General features: G+C 66.4%; 18 protein-coding genes and 1 tRNA gene. 9 read left to right on the top strand and 10 right to left on the bottom strand.

Annotated elements, in window-relative coordinates; genetic code table 11:
* Positions 1-153: 153 nt before the first annotated feature.
* Both C7I55_RS16800 and C7I55_RS16795 read right to left on the bottom strand, forming a co-directional pair.
* Positions 154-244 (bottom strand) — tRNA-Ser (locus C7I55_RS16800).
* A 99-nt stretch (positions 245-343) separates the two neighbouring features.
* Positions 344-628 carry a 4a-hydroxytetrahydrobiopterin dehydratase gene (locus C7I55_RS16795; protein WP_106514160.1) on the bottom strand — a complete coding sequence of 95 codons (285 nt, stop codon included), beginning with the start codon at positions 626-628 and terminating at the stop codon, positions 344-346.
* A 183-nt stretch (positions 629-811) separates the two neighbouring features.
* Here C7I55_RS16795 and C7I55_RS16790 point away from each other — a divergent pair, with 183 nt between their 5' ends.
* From C7I55_RS16790 to C7I55_RS16780, 3 genes are read left to right on the top strand one after another with little or no spacing between them, the layout of a single operon-like run.
* Complete coding sequence (locus C7I55_RS16790; RefSeq protein WP_233222272.1) at positions 812-1,150, top strand: metallopeptidase family protein; 339 nt, start codon at positions 812-814, stop codon at positions 1,148-1,150.
* Positions 1,147-1,719: a heme ABC exporter ATP-binding protein CcmA gene (gene ccmA, locus C7I55_RS16785; RefSeq protein ID WP_199192885.1), complete on the top strand. Its 573-nt coding sequence runs from the start codon at positions 1,147-1,149 to the stop codon at positions 1,717-1,719. The genes C7I55_RS16790 and ccmA overlap by 4 nt, the downstream gene beginning before the upstream one ends.
* Entirely contained in the window at positions 1,716-2,357 is a 642-nt protein-coding gene (locus C7I55_RS16780; protein ID WP_106514158.1) for a heme exporter protein CcmB, read from the top strand. Before ccmA ends, C7I55_RS16780 begins: the two co-directional genes overlap by 4 nt.
* A gap of 63 nt (positions 2,358-2,420) precedes the next feature.
* Here C7I55_RS16780 and C7I55_RS16775 read toward each other — a convergent pair whose 3' ends face one another.
* The 3 genes from C7I55_RS16775 to C7I55_RS16765 all read right to left on the bottom strand — a co-directional run bounded on the left by C7I55_RS16775 (position 2,421) and on the right by C7I55_RS16765 (position 5,228).
* On the bottom strand, positions 2,421-3,287 hold the full coding sequence (locus C7I55_RS16775) for a class I SAM-dependent methyltransferase (RefSeq protein ID WP_106514157.1): 867 nt from the start codon (positions 3,285-3,287) through the stop codon (positions 2,421-2,423).
* 14 nt (positions 3,288-3,301) lie between these two features.
* The gene (locus tag C7I55_RS16770) at positions 3,302-4,525 is read right to left on the bottom strand and encodes a M16 family metallopeptidase (RefSeq protein ID WP_106514156.1); all 1,224 of its coding nucleotides are present in this window, start codon (positions 4,523-4,525) and stop codon (positions 3,302-3,304) included.
* An 85-nt stretch (positions 4,526-4,610) separates the two neighbouring features.
* Positions 4,611-5,228, bottom strand: coding sequence for a TetR/AcrR family transcriptional regulator (locus tag C7I55_RS16765; RefSeq protein ID WP_106514319.1), 618 nt, complete (start codon positions 5,226-5,228; stop codon positions 4,611-4,613).
* Between the two features lie 419 nt (positions 5,229-5,647).
* Between C7I55_RS16765 and C7I55_RS16760 the strand changes: the two genes are divergently transcribed.
* From C7I55_RS16760 to C7I55_RS16745, 4 genes are all read left to right on the top strand, one after another.
* On the top strand, positions 5,648-5,998 hold the full coding sequence (locus tag C7I55_RS16760; protein ID WP_106514155.1) for a type II toxin-antitoxin system HicB family antitoxin: 351 nt from the start codon (positions 5,648-5,650) through the stop codon (positions 5,996-5,998).
* A 64-nt stretch (positions 5,999-6,062) separates the two neighbouring features.
* The gene (locus tag C7I55_RS16755; protein ID WP_158266460.1) at positions 6,063-6,893 is read left to right on the top strand and encodes an alpha/beta fold hydrolase; all 831 of its coding nucleotides are present in this window, start codon (positions 6,063-6,065) and stop codon (positions 6,891-6,893) included.
* Positions 6,894-6,954: 61 nt separating this feature from the next.
* Positions 6,955-9,309, top strand: coding sequence for a TonB-dependent receptor (locus tag C7I55_RS16750; protein WP_106514318.1), 2,355 nt, complete (start codon positions 6,955-6,957; stop codon positions 9,307-9,309).
* Positions 9,310-9,329: 20 nt separating this feature from the next.
* Positions 9,330-10,592, top strand: a complete 1,263-nt coding sequence (locus tag C7I55_RS16745; protein WP_106514153.1) for a spinster family MFS transporter — start codon at positions 9,330-9,332, stop codon at positions 10,590-10,592.
* A 5-nt stretch (positions 10,593-10,597) separates the two neighbouring features.
* On the opposite strand, the gene C7I55_RS16740 is transcribed toward C7I55_RS16745, so the two are convergent.
* The 4 genes from C7I55_RS16740 to maiA all read right to left on the bottom strand — a co-directional run bounded on the left by C7I55_RS16740 (position 10,598) and on the right by maiA (position 15,685).
* Positions 10,598-12,340 carry an alpha-keto acid decarboxylase family protein gene (locus C7I55_RS16740; RefSeq protein ID WP_106514152.1) on the bottom strand — a complete coding sequence of 581 codons (1,743 nt, stop codon included), beginning with the start codon at positions 12,338-12,340 and terminating at the stop codon, positions 10,598-10,600.
* Positions 12,340-14,058 carry a flavin monoamine oxidase family protein gene (locus C7I55_RS16735; RefSeq protein ID WP_106514151.1) on the bottom strand — a complete coding sequence of 573 codons (1,719 nt, stop codon included), beginning with the start codon at positions 14,056-14,058 and terminating at the stop codon, positions 12,340-12,342. Before C7I55_RS16735 ends, C7I55_RS16740 begins: the two co-directional genes overlap by 1 nt.
* Positions 14,059-14,187: 129 nt before the next feature.
* Complete coding sequence (locus C7I55_RS16730) at positions 14,188-14,976, bottom strand: class II aldolase/adducin family protein (RefSeq protein ID WP_106514317.1); 789 nt, start codon at positions 14,974-14,976, stop codon at positions 14,188-14,190.
* Between the two features lie 73 nt (positions 14,977-15,049).
* Positions 15,050-15,685, bottom strand: coding sequence for a maleylacetoacetate isomerase (gene maiA, locus C7I55_RS16725; RefSeq protein ID WP_106514150.1), 636 nt, complete (start codon positions 15,683-15,685; stop codon positions 15,050-15,052).
* 132 nt (positions 15,686-15,817) lie between these two features.
* Between maiA and C7I55_RS16720 the strand changes: the two genes are divergently transcribed.
* Both C7I55_RS16720 and C7I55_RS16715 read left to right on the top strand, forming a co-directional pair.
* A complete protein-coding gene (locus tag C7I55_RS16720; RefSeq protein ID WP_233222258.1) occupies positions 15,818-16,507 on the top strand; it encodes a PilZ domain-containing protein in 690 nt (229 codons plus the stop codon).
* A gap of 114 nt (positions 16,508-16,621) precedes the next feature.
* The gene (locus C7I55_RS16715; RefSeq protein ID WP_106514149.1) at positions 16,622-16,807 is read left to right on the top strand and encodes a hypothetical protein; all 186 of its coding nucleotides are present in this window, start codon (positions 16,622-16,624) and stop codon (positions 16,805-16,807) included.
* 19 nt (positions 16,808-16,826) lie between these two features.
* Here the strand turns inward: C7I55_RS16715 and C7I55_RS16710 are convergent, their stop codons facing one another.
* Positions 16,827-17,156 carry a hypothetical protein gene (locus tag C7I55_RS16710; protein ID WP_106514148.1) on the bottom strand — a complete coding sequence of 110 codons (330 nt, stop codon included), beginning with the start codon at positions 17,154-17,156 and terminating at the stop codon, positions 16,827-16,829.
* Positions 17,157-17,436 lie beyond the last annotated feature (280 nt).

Raw genomic sequence — 17,436 nt, 5'->3', positions numbered from 1 at the left:
GGGCTCTCAACACCTCCCGTTCCGGGAGGGATTGGGCTCGACAAGCTCGCCCGTCTCCGCCGCTGCGCGGCTCCGACTCCGAACCCTGGAGGGCTCTTCAACACCTCCCGCTTCGCCACTAAAAAAGGCCCCCTGAACGGGAGCCTTTTTTAGTGGCGGAGCGGGAGGGATTCGAACCCTCGATACGCTTTTGACGTATACTCACTTTCCAGGCGAGCGCCTTCGACCACTCGGCCACCGCTCCGCATGCTCTGGAACGAAGGCCCTCTAGTGGGCGATCGCGCAAAGGGCAAGCGCGTGGTTTTGCGTAATCGCCATGCGCATCGGCAGGCTGGATGAGGGGTCAGGCGGCGATGGCGTCGATCGCGGCGGCAAGCGCAATGTCGCGTTCGGTGACGCCGCCGGCGTCGTGGGTGGTGAGGGCGATATCCACCCTGCTCCAGACGTTCGTCCACTCCGGGTGATGATCGGCTTTCTCGGCGAGCAAGGCGACGCGGGTCATGAACGCGAAGGCCTCGGCGAAATCCGCGAAGCGGAAGCTGCGCCGAATGGCACGGACATCCGGATCATAGGTCCAGCCCGCGAGCGCTTTGAGGCGTTCCTCTCGGATCCCGTCGGTCAGCAGCATTCCACCCTCCATTGCGCCCCTCGCTGGCGCGGCCAGTGCTTGGGCCTTATGGGACGTGCCATGAGCGAGCGTCAAACAAGCGAGCGACAAGCGGGGGCGCGCGAGCGTCAAACGAACGAGCGTCCAACGGGCGAGACCTTTGCCCCCGATGCGGCGCTGTTCGAGGCACTTGCGGATGAGGCGATGGCGCGGCTGCCCGCCCAGTTTCGCGATCTGCTCGGCGGCGTGGTCGTGCGGGTGGAGGATTTCGCGGCCGAGGACGTGCTCGCGGAATTCGGAATCGAGGATCCGTTCGAACTGACCGGGCTCTACAGCGGGCGTCCCGTCGGGCAGCAGGAGCAGATGGCGCCGGGCGAGCTGATGCCGATCATCCACCTCTACCGGCGGCCCTTGCTCGACGAATGGGTGGAGACCGGGGTCTCGCTCGAGGCGCTGATCACCCACGTCATCGTCCACGAGGTCGGCCACCATTTCGGCCTCTCGGACGACGACATGCACGCGATCGAGGACGACGCCGAGTGAGCGAACGGCCGCTGCTGAAGCTGGACGGCGTGGCGCTGATCCGCGGCGGCCGGCTGCTGTTCGAAGGCCTGGACCTCACCCTCGCAGCCGGCGAGGCGGTGCTCCTCACCGGACCCAATGGCGTCGGCAAATCGAGCCTGATCCGGCTCTCCGCGGGCCTGCTGCGCGCCACGTCCGGAACGGTCGAACGGTCCGGCGCGGCGGCGCTCGCCGATGAAGGCCTGGCGCTCGATCCGCGGCAGCCGCTGGCGCAGGCACTTGGTTTCTGGGCACGGCTCGACGGCGGCGATGCCGCCGCGGGGATGCGGGCGATGGGGCTGGAGCGGCTGGCGCCGGTGCCGGTGCGCATGCTGTCGACCGGGCAGCGCAAGCGCGCGGTGCTGGCGCGGGTGATTGCGACGGGTGCACCTTTGTGGTTGCTCGACGAGCCCGGCAACGGCCTCGACGCCGAGGGACTGGAGCGCCTCGCCGCCGCAATGGCCTCGCACCGGGCTACGGGCGGCGCGATCCTCGCGGCATCGCATCAGCTGCTCGGGCTCGACGAGGCGCGGAGGGTGGCGCTGGCATGATCGCGCTGATCCTGCGCGAGCTGCGTCTCGCGCTCACTGCCGGCAACGCGCTGCTGCCCCCGATCTTCTTCCTGCTCGTGGCGGCTCTGTTTCCATTCGCGGTCGGCCCCGACGCGCCGTTACTCGCGCGCACCGGCGGCGGCGCCTTGTGGATGGCGGCGCTGCTCGCGGCTTTGCTGCCCGTCGAGCGGCTGGTCGAGCCGGACCGCGCGGCCGGCCTGCTCGACCAGCTCGCGGTTCGCGGCATCGGCGACGAGAGCGTCGCCTTCGCCAAACTTGCCGGCCATTGGCTGAGCTTCGGGCCGCCGCTGATGATCGCCGCCTTTCCCGCCGCCGCCCTGATGAAGCTGCCCGGCGACATCCTGTGGCGGCTGGAGATCGGCCTCGCGGCGGGAACGCCAGGCCTGGCGGCGCTGACCGTCATCGTCGCCGCGCTCACCGCAGGGCTGCGCGGGACCGGGGCGCTTGCCGGCCTGCTGATCCTCCCGCTGGCGGTGCCGATCCTGATCTTCGGGGCGGCGATGGTCGAACCGGGCGGCGGCGGCGGCGCGGTCAAGCTGCTGGGCGCGGTGTCGCTGCTACTGGTGGCGATCGCTCCGTTCGCGGCCGGAGCGGCGATGCGGGCGGGACGGGATTAGCTTTCTCGTTCCTCTGAGCGAAGCTCCTCGGGAGGAGCGAAGCTCCTCGGGAGGATGAGGGGGTCAGTCGCGGCTCCAGCGGGCGAAGATCGCGGTGGGCAGCAGCAGGCCGCGCGCTTCCTCGCGGACGGCCATGTCGCCGCATTCGACGCGGCCGCCGAGATCGCCAAGCGCCTGATTGAGCAATTCGCCGATCGCCAGAGCCGACATCCGAACCGCATAGACGGTGAGGACGAGGAAGCGGCTGTCGGCGTCGAGCAACTTGCGGCAATCGGCGATCAGGCCGGGAAGCCCCTCCTCGAGCCGCCAGATCTCGCCGGTCGGGCCGCGGCCATATTTCGGCGGATCGAGGATGATGCCGTCGTAGCGGCGGCCGCGGCGCACTTCGCGGGCCGTGAATTTGGCCGCGTCGTCGATCATCCAGCGGATCGGCCGTTCGGCGAAGCCGGACAGGCGGGCATTCTCCTTGCCCGCCTCGACCGACTTCTTCGATGCATCGACATGGGTGAGGCGCGCGCCGGCGGCGGCCATCGCCAGCGTGCCGACCCCGGTATAGCCGAACAGGTTCATCGCCTCGGACCCATCGCTCAGGCGCTCGCGCATCCACGCCCATTGCGGCGCCATGTCGGGGAAGAAGGCGAGATGGCGGAAGGGCGTGCACTGGCTACGGAACCGCACGTCCTCCCAGCCCATGTCCCAGCCGCCCTGCGGCACCGGCCGGGCGAATTGCCAGCGGCCGCCGCCCTCCTCATCCGATCCGGGGATGAATTCGCCGTCGGCGTCCCAGGCGTCGAGCGCGGGCGCCCACATCGCCTGCGGCTCCGGACGGATGAAGCTGTAGGGGCCGTAGCGTTCGAGCTTGCGGCCGTTGCCGCTATCCATCAGCCCGTAATCGCTCCACGGCTCCGCGACGAGGGTCGACAGGGTCATCGGGGAAGCCGCGGTCAGGCGGCGCGCACGGCGGGGAAGCCGATCGTCGCGCGGGCCCGGGCGCCGGACAGCATCTTGCGCCCGGCTTCGCGGATCCGCTCGAGATCCACCTTCTCGACATCGGCGATCACTTCGGACGGCTCCACCAGCCGCCCGTAGGTCTGGATCTGGCGGGCGACGTAATGGGCCTGCCCCCAAGGGCTTTCGAGCGACATCAGCAGGCCGGCCTTGGCCTGGGTGCGCACCCGCATCAGCTCGCGCTCGGTGATCGTCTCGGCGGCGTCGGCGAGGACCTCCTCGATCAATTGCGCCGCGGCGGCGGACTGGCGGCGCGCGGTCGCGGCGTAGATCGAGAACAGGCCGGTATCGGCCCAGGGCTGAAGCATCGAATAGACCGAGTAAGCGAGCCCGCGTTCCTCGCGCAATTGCTGGAAAAGGCGCGACGACATGCCGCCGCCGACGGCGTCGCTGAACAGGCGCGCGGCATAATAATCGGCGTCGCTCTGCCCCGGCGCCCCAAAGCCCAGAGCGAGATGGGCCTGATCCGACGTTGTGCGGCCGACCCGGTCGCCGCCGGTGAAGCGCGCCGGCTCGGGCGTGTCGCTGCAGCCGGTAGCGAGGGCCGCGAAATGGGTCGACGCAAGCTCGACCAGCCGTTCGTGATCGACCTTGCCGGCGGCGACGAGGGTGAGACTGCCGGCGCGATAATGATCGCTCCGCCATGCCTCGAGATCCTCGACGGTGATGGCCTCGATGCTCTCCTCCGTACCGAGCACCGAACGGCCGAGCGCCTGATCGGCGAAGGCAGCGGACTGGAGATCATCGAAGATGATGTCGTTGGGCGTATCGCGCGCTTCGCCCAGTTCCTGCAGGACGACGTCCTTCTCCCGTTCCAGCTCGTCGGCGTTGAAGTGCGGGCGCTGGACGAGATCGGCGATCAGCTCGACGCCGAGCGGAATGTGCTCGGCCATGACGGAGGCCGTGAAATTGGTCGTCTCGCGATCGGTAGAGGCGTTGAGATCGCCGCCGACATCCTCGATCGCCTCGCTGATGTCACGGGCGGAGCGGCCGCCGGCGCCCTTGAACACCATATGCTCGAACAGATGGGCGATGCCGTTGAGCGGCGCCGCCTCGTAGCGCGAGCCGGTCTCCGCATAGAGGCCGACGGCGGCAGTCTCGATGCCGGGCATCTGGCGGCTGGCGACTCGCAGGCCGCTGGGAAGGGTGGTGAGCTTCATGAACGGTCGCAATTAGGGGCGGGAGGCCCCCTCTTCAACCGCGACGGGCGCGGCAATCCCATCGCGGCACGATCGGCGCGCATGCTCAACGCTTGCGCAGCCCCTCTGAGACGAGTGCGATCGCCGTGTCGGCGACCTCGGCGGGGGAGAGGTCCTCGTCCCACAGGCCATAGCGCATGCCGAGGAACACGCTCATTCCGATCAGCGCCCATGCGCGCGGCTCGTCCAGTCCGTCGGCGATCTCGCCGCGGTCGCGCGCGCCGGCGAGATTGCGGACATAGGCGTCGGCAAAGCTGCGATAATGTTCGCGATAGACGTCCTGGGCGACGAACTGCGCTTCCTCGATGATCCGGTAGAGCTCGGGGTGCTGGCGGACGAAGGCGATGAACGCTTCCAGGCCGATCCGCTCGGCGGCGAGGCGATCGGGGGCGCCTTTGACCGCCTCCGCGACATGGGCTCGGGTGGCCCGGCTCATGTCGCGCACGAGCGCGCGGAACACCTCCTCCTTGCTTTCGAAATAGGTGTAGAAGGTGCCGAGCGCGACTCCGGCGCGCTGCGTGATGCCGGTGATCGCCGCCTCGTGGAAGCCGCGATCGCCGAATTCGGCGGCGGCGGCTTCGATCAGGCGCCGCAGGGTCTTGCGGCCGCGCTCCGTCCGCGGTTCCTTGTCGCCGCCCGCTGCCGCCTCGTTCACATATGCCATCGCCTCTCCCCGTTCGGACAAGGTGAGCCGGTTTGCCGACGCGCGCAACCCGGCACCGGAAATCAGCGCGGTGCGAGACGCCTGCAGCAGCAAGGCCGACGCTTGATCGCCGCTTCCAGCGGTACGTGCTCGCGATGCGACGCGCCCGGCCATCCGATGACGGCGCCGAGCGGACTTGCCTCGCACGGAAACGCCAGGATCGCCGCGCCGCTGCGGCCGGGCAGACAGAGAAATGCGTCGGAGTCGAGCGCCGGTGCTGCACGGGAGGGTGACACTTCGGGCTTTCGAATGAAAAATCCGGGCCACCAGATTCAGGGCGCGGCCGCCCGCCGCGATACCGGTCATATACGATATGGTGTGTTTCACTGCTTCTAAGGCACGGGGGCTCAGAGCATGGACCCAATTCGGAGTGATCCCTGGTGCTACTTTCCTATCCGGTCATCCTGGCCGACGACGGCTTCGGAACCGTCTACGCCTTGTGCCCGGACATTCCCGAAGCGATGACCTACGCCGCCACCCGCGAGGAAGCGGCGGCCAAGGCTCGCGAGGCGATCGAAGGTGCACTCGATCTCTACCGGGTGGAAGGACGGCCCATTCCAAAGCCGGGCACGGTGAAGGGCGACATCATCGTCTCGCTCCGTGCCAAGGACTTCGGGATCGAACCGTCCGCGTCCGCCCCCCTCGCCAAGGCCCGCGTGCCCGGCGCCGCGGCACGGCGGTTGCACCGCATCTTCAGTCTGCGGCGGCTGAAGGCTAAAGTTGAAGGTTGACTCAACTTTCATTTAGATGCAATCTTTTCCAGAGCCGCCGGACGAGCGGACTGGGGAGGTTTGCTTGCCGGAATTCACCGCCTCGGACGGCGTCTCCATCGCCTATGACGACGAAGGCGATGGCCGGCCGATCCTGTTGCTGCATGGCCTCATGGCCAATTCCGCTTTCTTCGAGCCTCAGCGCGCTCTGGCAGATCAGTTCCGGCTGATTCGCATCGATCTTCGCGGACATGGGCGCTCCGGCAGCGGCGGCAGCCTTCCGACGATATCCCGGCTGGCCAAGGATGTGGCGCAACTCGCCGGTCGTCTCGACCTCCAGGAGGCGATCGGAGTCGGCTGGTCGCTTGGCGCTTCGGTGCTCTGGCACCTGCTCGCCGAGCCGAGCTCGCATCGCTTCGACGCCGCCGTCATCGTCGACATGACACCGCGCGTCCGCAACGACGCAGACTGGACGCTTGGCCTGTCCCCCGAATTGTGTGCGGCCCGGAGCCGGGCGATGCGCGACGATTTCCCCGCCTTCGCCGCAGCCGCCGGCAGCGCGATCTTCGCACAGGGACCGGCGCCGCACCCGCTCGCCGCCTGGGCGAGCGGCGCGTTTGCTCGCAGCGATCCGGATGCAGTGGCGGCCATCTGGGCCTCGCTGATCGAAGAGGATTATCGGGCGATCCTTCCGACCATCCGGCAGCCGACCCTGATCGCGCACGGCGCAGGCAGCCATCTCTACGGCGCCGATACGGCAGACCATCTCGCCGGCGCCCTTTCGAACGCCCGCAGCATCGCCTTCACCCAATCGGGCCACTCCCCGCATCTTGAGGAGCCGGAACTCTTCAACGACAGCCTTCGCGCATTCGCGGCCGAGTTGCCGCCCGTTCGCCGTCACCGCGCAACAGCATAAGCAGGAGAAGATCGCCATGACCCGGAACCCCTTGATGACGCGCTTGCATGTGGGATGCGCGATGGCTGCGCTCGCCTTCGCGAGCCCGAGCCGGGGCCAGGATGCCGCGGTAGCCTCCGCCGAGCAGCAGGCCGCCGCCGTCAACGACGCGGCCGCAGACAGCGCAGCCACCCAGGACGACGAGATCATCGTCACCGCTCGGCGGCGCGCCGAGAGCCTTCAGGACGTGCCGATCGCGGTCACGGCCTACACGGGCGAAGCGCTGGAACGGCAGGGTGCGGTCGACATCACGGACATTTCCGACACGACCCCGAACGTGACTCTGGAAACCTCACGCGGCACCAACACTACCCTCACCGCCTTCATCCGCGGCGTCGGCCAGCAGGACCCGGTCGCCGGCTTCGAGGCGGGAGTCGGCCTGTATCTCGACGACGTCTACCTCAACCGCCCGCAGGCCGCGGTGCTCGACATTTACGACGTCGAGCGGATCGAGGTGCTGCGCGGTCCCCAGGGAACGCTTTACGGCCGCAACACGATCGGGGGCGCGATCAAATATGTCACCCGTCGGCTCGCCGACGATCCGACGCTGCGCGCCCGCGCCAATTTCGGCACCTATCAGCAGGGCGACATCATTCTTTCTGCCAGCACGCCGATCACCAGCGGCGTGCGGATCGGCGCGTCCGGCGCGCGGCTTCATCGGGGCGGTTTCGGCGAGAACCGCAACAACGGTCTCGACAATTACAACCGCGACATCTGGGCCGCGCGCGGGACGCTCGAAATCGAGCCTAGCTCCAACTTCTTTCTCCGGGTCTCCGGCGATTACACCAAGGACAACAGCAATCCACGCAATGGCCACCGCCTGATCCCGGGCCTGGTGAGCGGCGCGCCGATCCTCGACGACGTCTATGACAGCCGGGCCGGCCTCAATACGCCGCGCCAGGAGATCGAAGCCTATGGCGGGGCCGTCCGCGCCGAGCTGAAGCTCAGCGACGAGCTGACGCTGCGCAACATCCTCGCCTATCGCAAGGACAAGAGCTTCGCACCGATCGACTTCGATTCATTGCCGGCCGCCGACGTCGATGTCCCTGCAATCTACCGCAACAAGCAATTCTCGAACGAATTCCAGATCCTGTACGAGAGCAGCAGGCTGAACGGCGTCGCCGGCCTCTATTATCTGGATGCCAACGCCAACAACATCTTCGATGTGGTGCTGGCGACGACCTCTCCGATCGCGCTGCCCGGGCTGACGGCCTCGACCTACGGCGATGTCGACACCAAGACCTGGGCCGCGTTCGCCGACTTCACCTATGATTTCACCGACCAGTTCGCCCTGTCGGTTGGCGGCCGCTACACCCACGACAAGCGCAACGCACGGGTGATCCGCGCCAACCTGCTCAACGGCCCGTCGCCCGAGCTTGGTGGGCGCGGAGCCCAGCTCGGCGCCCGCACGTCCGATTTCACCGGCGAGGAGACGTTCAAGGAATTCACGCCGCGCGCCTCGATCAGCTTCAAGCCGAACGAGGACAACACGATCTATTTGAGCTACGCCAAGGGCTTCAAGGGCGGCGGCTTCGATCCGCGCGGCCTGTCGACGGCGGCGCCGGACCTCGACGCCAACGGCACCCGCGAGCCGGACGAGATCTTCGACTATTTCCTGTTCGAGCCCGAGAAGGTGAACAGCTACGAACTGGGCTACAAGGCGTCTTTGTTCGACCGCCGCGTTCGCCTGGCCCTCGCCGGCTTCTACGCCGACTACAAGGACGTCCAGGTTCCGGGCTCGGTCGGCGCAGTGATCAACAACGTCCCGACCTTCGTCGGAGTCACCACCAATGCGGGCAAGGCGAGCTTCAAAGGGGTCGAGGCGGAGATGACCGCGACCCTGCTGCGCGATCCGACCTCCGGGACCCGGGTGAACTTCACCGGCACCGCCGGCTATCTCGATGCGCAATATGACGAGTTCATCACCAACGTTCCGGGCACGGGGCCGGTCGACGTCGCCGACTCTCGGCGGATCCAGAACACGCCCAAATGGACATTGTCGGGCACGCTCGACGTCGCGACCCGGGTGAGCGGCGGCGAGCTCTCCGCCAGCACCACCCTCTCCTACCGCAGCAAGACCTATCAGTTCGAGACCCCGAGCCCGTTCCTCGACCAGGCCGGCTATGCGCTGCTCGACGCGAGCCTGGTGTGGACCTCGGCCGACGATCGCTACACGATCGGCCTTCACGGCAAGAATTTGACCGACAAGCAATATATCACCTCGGGCTACCAGTTCCTGCTGACCGATCCGGTCACCGGCGTGCCGCTGCGCAATGCCGCCGGCAACGTCCGGCCGAGCCTTGGTGTTGAGGGCGTCGCCACGGCCTTCTACGGCAATCCGCGCCAGGTTTTCCTGAGCCTTGGCGTGAAGTTCTGAACGAGAAGGAAGTGGGGAGCATGGACGAACGCAAGACCAGTCGCGGAGGCCGCGTTCTTGCGATCCTGCTCCTCGCCTACATATTCAACTTCATCGACCGGCAGATCATCGGCGTGCTGGCCGTGCCGATCCGCGCCGAATTCGATCTCGACGACAAGACGCTGAGCTATCTCGGGGTCGTGTTCGCGCTGTTCTACAGCACGATCGCGATCCCGATCGCCTGGCTGGCCGACCGCAAGAGCCGGGTTGCGATCATCGCCGGCTCGGTCGCCGTGTGGAGCCTGTTTACCGCCGCCTGCGGCCTGGTGCAGAGCTATGGGCAGCTCGTCGCCGCCCGCATGGGAGTCGCTTTCGGAGAGGCGGGCGGGATCGCCCCCTCTTACTCGCTGATCTCCGACTATTTCCCGAAGAGCCGGCGCGCCCGCGCGATGGCCGTGTTCTCGCTCGGCATTCCGCTGGGATCCGCGCTCGGCATCTTCTTCGGGGGCTGGCTCGCCTCGCACCTGAGCTGGCGCTCCGCTTTCCTGATCGTCGGCCTGGCCGGATTGCCGGCGGCGTTGCTGATCAAGCTGCTGATCAAGGATCCGCAGCGCGGCGCGCTCGACAGCGACGACGGGGCGGTGAGCGCGCCGGCGCCGCCGCTCGGCGTGGTGATGGCCGCGCTCGCCCGCAATCCCAGCTTCTGGCTGCTCTCGTTCGGCGCCGCCTCCGGCTCGATCCTCGGCTACGGCCTGATCTTCTGGCTGCCGAGCTTCTTCAACCGCAGCTTCGATCTGCCGCTCAGCGCCGTCGGGTGGTTCTACGGCTCGATCGTCCTTGTCGGCGGAGTCGCCGGCACCTGGCTCGGCGGCTGGATCGGCGATCGCGTCGGCCCCGCCCATCCTGGCCGCTACGCGCTGATTCCGGCCACCTGCTTCCTGATCGCCGCACCGGCATTCGCCCTGGGCCTGTTCGCACCCAATCTGTGGTCCGCGTGGCTGCTGTTCGCGCTCGGCCAGATGCTCGCGCTCGCCTGGCTCGGGCCGGTGATCTCGGCCATACAGCACATCGTCCCCGCCAACATGCGCTCGACGACCAGCGCGAGCTTCCTGTTCATCAACAATCTGATCGGGATTGCGGTCGGGAACTACTTCCTCGGTTGGATGTCGGACCGGCTCAAGGCCGAGCACGGCGCCGACTCGCTGCAATATTCGATCCTTTACGGGCTCGGCTTCTATCTGCTCAGCGCCCTGCTCTACTTCGTCGCCTCGCGGCGCCTGGCGCGGGACTGGTATCGCGGCTGAGCCCGTCAGGCGCCGCCGGTCGGCCCCGGGATCGGCGTGCGGTAATATTTCCGCTCGGGCACCGGCGCTTTTGCCAGCCGCGCCAGCTGCGGTGCGAGATCCTTTTCGGGAATGACGATCTCGACCAAGGCGGGGATGTCGGTGAGCCCACGAACCTCGCCCAGGATGTCGGCAAGCGCCTCCTTGGTCTCGGCCCGGAAACCCCTCGCGCCGAACGCCTGCGCGAGCGCGCCATAATCCCATGCGGGAAGCACGTCGAACGGCGCGAAGCTTCCGCCGGGCTCGAACGCCTCGAGATTCACGAAGGCCTGCTCGATGGCATAGCCCTTGTTGCTCATCACGAAGATCACGGCGGGAATTTTCGCACGGACCAGGCTCGATACTTCCTGGCAGATCATCATGAAGCCGCCGTCGCCGGCGACCACGAACGGGCGCTTGCCGGATCCGAGCGCGACACCGAGCGCGCAACCTGTCTCGTGGCCAAGCGAACCCCAGGCTGCCTGCGCGACGAAGCCGTTTTGCCCCAGGCCGAACAGATTGCCGAACACGTAGAGCGACGTGCTCTCGCCGAGAACGAGCACGGTTTCCCCAAGCAGATCCGACTCCTTGAGCCAGCCGGTCAGCTGCCGATAGAATCGCGTGTAGGTGAGCGCACCGGGGGAGGCATCCTCCTCCGCTTCGTCGTCGCATTCTGAGACCGACGCCCAGCAGGTGCGGGGAAAGGCCGGATCGGCTTCGAACCGGTCGGCGAGCGCCGACAGGAAGTCGCGCAGCGCGACGCCGGGGTAATAGGCCCAGCCGACCCGCGCCTCCTCGTCATTCACTTCGATCATCTCGCCGAAGCTCGATGCCATGATGTCGAGATAATCGTCGGTGATGATCGTCCCGAGCGCGATCGGGCAGTCGCACGACCTCATCGCCGCGCGGGTTCCGGCCGGTGACGCCGGCCCGGCATAGGTGCCGATATACTGCGGCTGCGCCTCGTCCAGCACCGTCTTGCCGAGGCTGGTGGTGGTGAACGGCAGTCCGCTCGCGTCGACGACGGATTGCAGCAAATCCTGAAGGCCGAAGCGCTGTATATCGATGCCGGCCCAGAGCACCGGCCGCTCGGCCGCGACGATCCGAGCCCAGGCGGCATCGACCAGGGCTGCCAGTGCCTGCGGATCACTGCCTGCCTCGAGCGGCGCGAGCGAACCCTCCGGCCGGGCGCAGTCGAGCACCCACACATCCTGCAGAACCTCGATATAGATCGGCCGCCGGTGGCTGAGCATCGCGATGATCGCCGCGTCGATCTGCGCCGGCGCCAGCGACGGATCCTCGACGATCACCGACGCGACCGTCACCTCCGAGAAGATGTCCCGGTCCGCATCGAGATCGCCGGTCGAATGGTGGAAGAGGATGCTCTGCGTGGTCTCGAGGGCACGATCCTTGGTGGACGGGCTTGCCGAGATGAACGCCACCGGCACCCGCTCGACGAACGCGCCGGCCGCGCAGTTCAGCGCCGAAAAGGTGCCGACGCCATATTGGATGCACGCCGCGCCGATGCCGCGGAAGCGCGCATAGCCGTCGGCGGCATAGCCGCTGCCGAGCTCGTTGATGTTCGGCACCCGGACGATGCCGTTCGTCCCGTCGAGCGCATCGAGGAAGTGCGAGGCGTAATCGCCCGGCACGGCGAAGACATGGCCAAGCCCGCATTGGGCGAGGCGGTCGACCAGATATTGGGCGACGCTGTAAACGGGCGCGGCCATCAGCTGATCTGCTTTCTGCCGAAGCAGCTCGGAGTCGCGCCGGCCAGGACCTCTGCGGTGTCAAAGCTCTGCAGGCACCCCTCGACCTCCCCGCACCCGCCATCGGGCGCCGGCATGAGCTGGTAATTGGGATCGAGCCATATCGGCGGCGTCAGGCCCATGTGGGTCTGGAGCATCTGCTCGGCAGTGGTGAGCGATCCTTCGACCCAGCCCTGGCCGTAGGAATAGGCCTCGCCGACGATGTGGATGTCCTGATCGGGAAGCGGCTTCAGCATCTGCCACATGATCTTGTCGAGCCGGTAGCCGGCCTTCCATTCATGCCAGCCGCCGCCATAGGGATCCTCGTTCCACGTATGGTAGACCGCCGCATAAGGCATCGGGATCGACGGCAGCGCGTGGACCGCGGCGATCTGGGTGTTGGCGGCTTCGACCATCAGCCGGGTGGCGTCATATGGGGTGACCGGCGAGGCCTCGTCCGGCGATTGCGGAATGCAGGGATTGTTCGGCCCCATGTAGCGCTCGCCGATCTCCAGCCCCTTCCAGAACGGCACCGTCGAGATGTCGTTATAGCTCGCCATCAGCAGCGAGTTCATCGTCGGATCGCCGCCGGATTGCTCGCCCTCGGTGCCGAAATAGAAGATCTGACGGACGGGGAGATCGGTGACCGACCGCCCCGCGACGAGGCCGAGGCTTCGCCACCAGGGCTGTTGATAGGCCATGAACAATTTGAAGGCGCTCTGGATCAGGACCGAACCGAGGCTGCTCTTCAGCGGCTCCGCCTCGAAGATCTCGCTCTTGATCAGCTCGATCGAGCGCCGCGGCAGCGCGAGCACCAGATGTTTCGCGCGCACCACGATCGGCTCCGCGGCAGCCATCCGCGTGGAGGCGTTCTCGGTCACCGTCGGCTGGAAGACGAGCTCGTAGCGATAATCGCCCTCCCAGATCCGGATCTCCTTGAGGCAGCGGTTCATGGCGATGCGATCGCCGCCGGCAAGCTTGCCGCCGGGCAAGGCGGTGAAGCGCTCGGCAAGGGTCAGCGGCAGCTTCTGATAGCCGTCGCACAAGGTCAGATACTGGGTCTCGTCGCCATATTCGGTCGCGGGAAGCTGTGTCACCGCATTGGCATTGGCGACGTTGGCGTCGTAGCCGCCGGCATCCTTCATGAACTGATAGCCCTCGTTGGAGAGCACCCGGAACATGAGATCCCAGAACCCGTATTTCCACATCGGCTGGCCGAAGACCTTGATCTTCATCTGATCGCAAAGCGAAAGATCGGCGAAGCCTGGGTAGATGTTGTTCATCACCTGCACCTGCAGGTTGGTCGGCCCGAGCCCGCGTTCGGACCAGGCGAGATTGTACGGCACCTTCGCCGGATCCGAGAGCTCGTGCAGCCGCATGTGGCGACCGCGAAGATAGAAGAGGTTGCAATTGGCGCCGACCGGATCGGGAGCGCCCATCGGGAAGTTTCGGGTCGGCAGCTTCAGATGATCGACGAGGTCGGCCACCATCTTATGAGAATCGGGGATATAGCGCATCCCGCCGAGCTCGGCCTTGATGCTCGGCACGCCGGGGACGGTGACGGAGTAGAGTCGGCCGCCGATGCGATCGCTATATTCGAACAGGCCGATGGCGTTGTCGGCGCCGCGATCCTGCTGGAGGCGCCACGCCGTATAGGCGCCGGCAACGCCACCGCCGATCACCGCATAATCGAGATCCATATCCCCTCCCCTGCGAGCGCGCGTGACCCCTCACGCAGCATCGGCCCGGCAGAGAAGGTTATGAACGTTCAGCGGTAACAGCGGGGAAGGGACTGATCCATTTTCGACAGGATTTGGAGGCGCTCCGGCTCAGCTGGCGAAGCTCGGATCGAGCCGGTAGGCCTTGCGCAGCAATGCCGGCCAGGCGAGCGCGCCGGCCGCCATCTTGAGGCCGACCTTGCCTTGTTGCGCGGTAACTTCGGGGGAACCCTGGGGTGGGTTGTTGAGATTAGCCTCGCCGGCCGAGAGGGCGAGAATCTGGGCTTCGCAGGCACGTTCGAGGAAATAGATCTTGAGGAACGCCTCGCCGACCGTTTCCCCGACCGCCAGCGTGCCATGGTTCCGCAGCAGCATCGCGCTCTTGCCGCCGAGATGGGCGACCAACCGCTCGCGCTCGTCGAGGTCGACGGCTACGCCCTCATAATCGTGATAGGCGACCTCGTCGCGGATCAGCATCGCCGTCTGGGTGATCGGCAGCAACCCCTCGGCATGGGCGGACACGGCCTGGCCGTGCGGCGTGTGCAGGTGGATCACCGCATGGGCATCCTCACGCGCCATGTGAACCGCCGAGTGGATGGTGAAGCCGGCGGGGTTGGTGATGAAAGGGGTCGGTTCCACGGGTATGCCGTGGAGGTCGACCTTGACGAGGCTCGAGGCGGTCACCTCCTCGAACATCAGATTGTACGGATTGAGCAGGAAGTGATGCTCCGGGCCCGGTACGCGCGCGGACAGGTGGGTGAAGATCAGGTCGTCCCACCCGAAATATGCAATCAGTCGATAGGCGGCGGCCAAATCGACCCGAACCTTCCACTCGGCTTCGCTGACCTTGCCCTGAAGCGAGGGAATGTCGATCGAGGCGAGCGGCGAAACCTCCGCCATGCCCCGGTTGATCGCGTCGACGCGGCCCATACAGCCTCTCCTTGTGTCTTTCGCCCGCTATAGCGTTCGCGGCTCAGGGTTGGAAGCGATCCGGATGGGCGGAGGCGAAGGCCTCGTGCCGGCTTGCTTCCGCATCGACGCGGACCAGCAACGGATAGGGTTCGAGCGGCACCGCGAAGCGGCGCGCATTGAACATCTGCGGCACCAGGCAGATGTCGGCCAGCGTCGGCGAGTCGCCGAACAGGAAGCGCCCGCTCCGCTCCGCGGCCGTCGCCTCGAGCGCCGCCAATCCTTCCTTGACCCAATGCCGGTACCATTCGTCGCGCACCTCCTGCGGCGCACCAAGCGGTCCGGCGAGGTGCTTCAGCACCCGCAGATTGTTGAGCGGATGGATGTCGCAGGCGATGGCGAGCGCAAGCGCCTGGACGTGCGCCTGATCGAACGGATCGGTCGGGACCAGGGGAGGATCGGGATAAGTGCGGTCGAGCCACTGGATGATCGCCAAGCTCTGCACGATCCGCCGCCCGTCCACCTCCAGCATCGGGACCAGCGCCTGCGGATTGCGGGCGCGATAGGAATCCTCCCGCTGCCCGCCTTCGAGCAGATTGACCTCCACACGGTCATGATCGACGCCCTTGAGCGCAAGAGCGATGCGCACGCGATAGCTCGCGGAGGAGCGGAAATAATCGAACAGCACGGGCCTGATCATCGGCCTTCGGTACAGTCTCAGCCCCGGGGCGACAATTGCCGGATCATCTCGTCGCTCCGTTGACCAGTCGTTAACCAGCCATCGCCAAGATGATGCCGGGGACCATCGGGCTGCGGTTTGAGGGGAATATCGGTGACTTTCGGATCGTCCGTCGGCTTCGCACCCGGCGGGGGGGTGAACCAGGACGAGAATAGAAGGGTCGCTCCGCGCACAAATCTGATGCTGGCTGCCTCGATCGAGGCAGGCGCCTTGAACGCGCCCGTCCGCATCCGCAATCTTTCCGAAACCGGGGCCGCGATCGAAGGCCCCGCGCTTCCGCATATCGGCGCCTCGTTCACGCTTCGCCGGCTCGACGTCTCCATTGCGGGTGTCGTCATGTGGGTGACCGGCGGCCGCTGCGGCGTGCATTTCGACGGCAAGATCTGCGTCACCGACTGGATTTCCGGATCTCGCGCGCCGCTCAGTGCCACCCGCGACCAGACCCGGGTCGACACCATCCAGGCCGCGATCCGCACCGGTTCGGGATTCATCCCCCAGGCGCCTGTCCATCAGACGACGGAGGTGCAGGCCGATCTCGATGCGCGCCTGTCGCAAGAGCTCGCATTCGTCCGGCGGCTGCTCGAGCAGCTCGGCGAGGAATTGTCCGACGAGCCCGCAGTCCTCGCCCGGCACATGCGCGCGCTGCAGAGCTTCGATCTCGCGGGCCAGATCCTCGGCCACATCGCGACCATCCTCATCGCCGAAGATCGCTCGGCGGCGGTCAACGCGATCGGCATGGAGGATCTGCGCGGACGCCTGCTGCGCAAACCTGTCGCGCAGTGAAGGACGGCGCTCCGCGCGCCCGCCGAACCTCGCACTTCCCCTATCTGTATTGATACGGAAGTGACGACGAACTCTGGAACGGTCACTCTCTCCGGACAAAGAGAGGAAGATCCCATGAGGACGTACAGCATCGTGATCGTCACCGCCGAAGGCGCCGAGACCCGCCGCTACGTGCGCTACGACAACGATCTTCAGGTCATCCGCGACTGGCTTCGTGTCCCCGGCGCGCAAAGCGTGCGCATTCTTTGTGGCGATCGCCCGCTCGCCTCCAATTACGAGCAATACGCGCTCGCCGCCTGATCGCCGAACAGGATTTCGGTCAGAAGCGCCGCTGCGCCCCGTCGCGCGAGCCCATCAGATAGAGCGTGCAATGGCTGCGAAGCGCCGCAGCTTCCGCTTTCGACATCGCGAACGCGTCAGTGATCGCGGCGAAAAACGCCGCCGGATCACGCGATTTGCTGCCCGCGCGGCACAGGGTGGAAATGGCATCGTAATCGCTGGAGAGCGTCTTGCGGGCCGATGCCGCGCCGAGCGCCGCGGGCTTCCGCGTTGGCCGTACCGCTTCGATCTTCGCCTGTGCGTCGAGCGCGGCGCGATCCAGCCACGGCAGAGCCGGTGGTGCTGCGAGCAGAGCTGCGAGAATGATCATTGGAAATCCCCCGATTGAACCGGGGATAAAGATGCCGGAAAATGGTTAATGACCCGATAACCACGAAATCACGGCACTTCGGCCGTTCGCCCGCCGGCATTCCGCCGGTTTGACATCGCGTAAGCGCCTCACGGATGGGGACGGTGACGGGCGGCGGACATTTATCTCGATGGTCTGAAACACCATTGCACCTGCACCCTCCAAAACTATGTTGCATTCTGCAACGAAACCAAGTGCGTTCTGCGGCTTTCCTCCATAACGCCTCTCACAACGGACTTCC

Source organism: Allosphingosinicella deserti, from assembly GCF_003012735.1.
In the GTDB taxonomy this organism is placed as follows: domain Bacteria; phylum Pseudomonadota; class Alphaproteobacteria; order Sphingomonadales; family Sphingomonadaceae; genus Allosphingosinicella; species Allosphingosinicella deserti.
The sequence above is the reverse complement of the archived record's forward strand: the minus strand, read 5'-3'. Positions and strand labels throughout refer to the sequence as shown.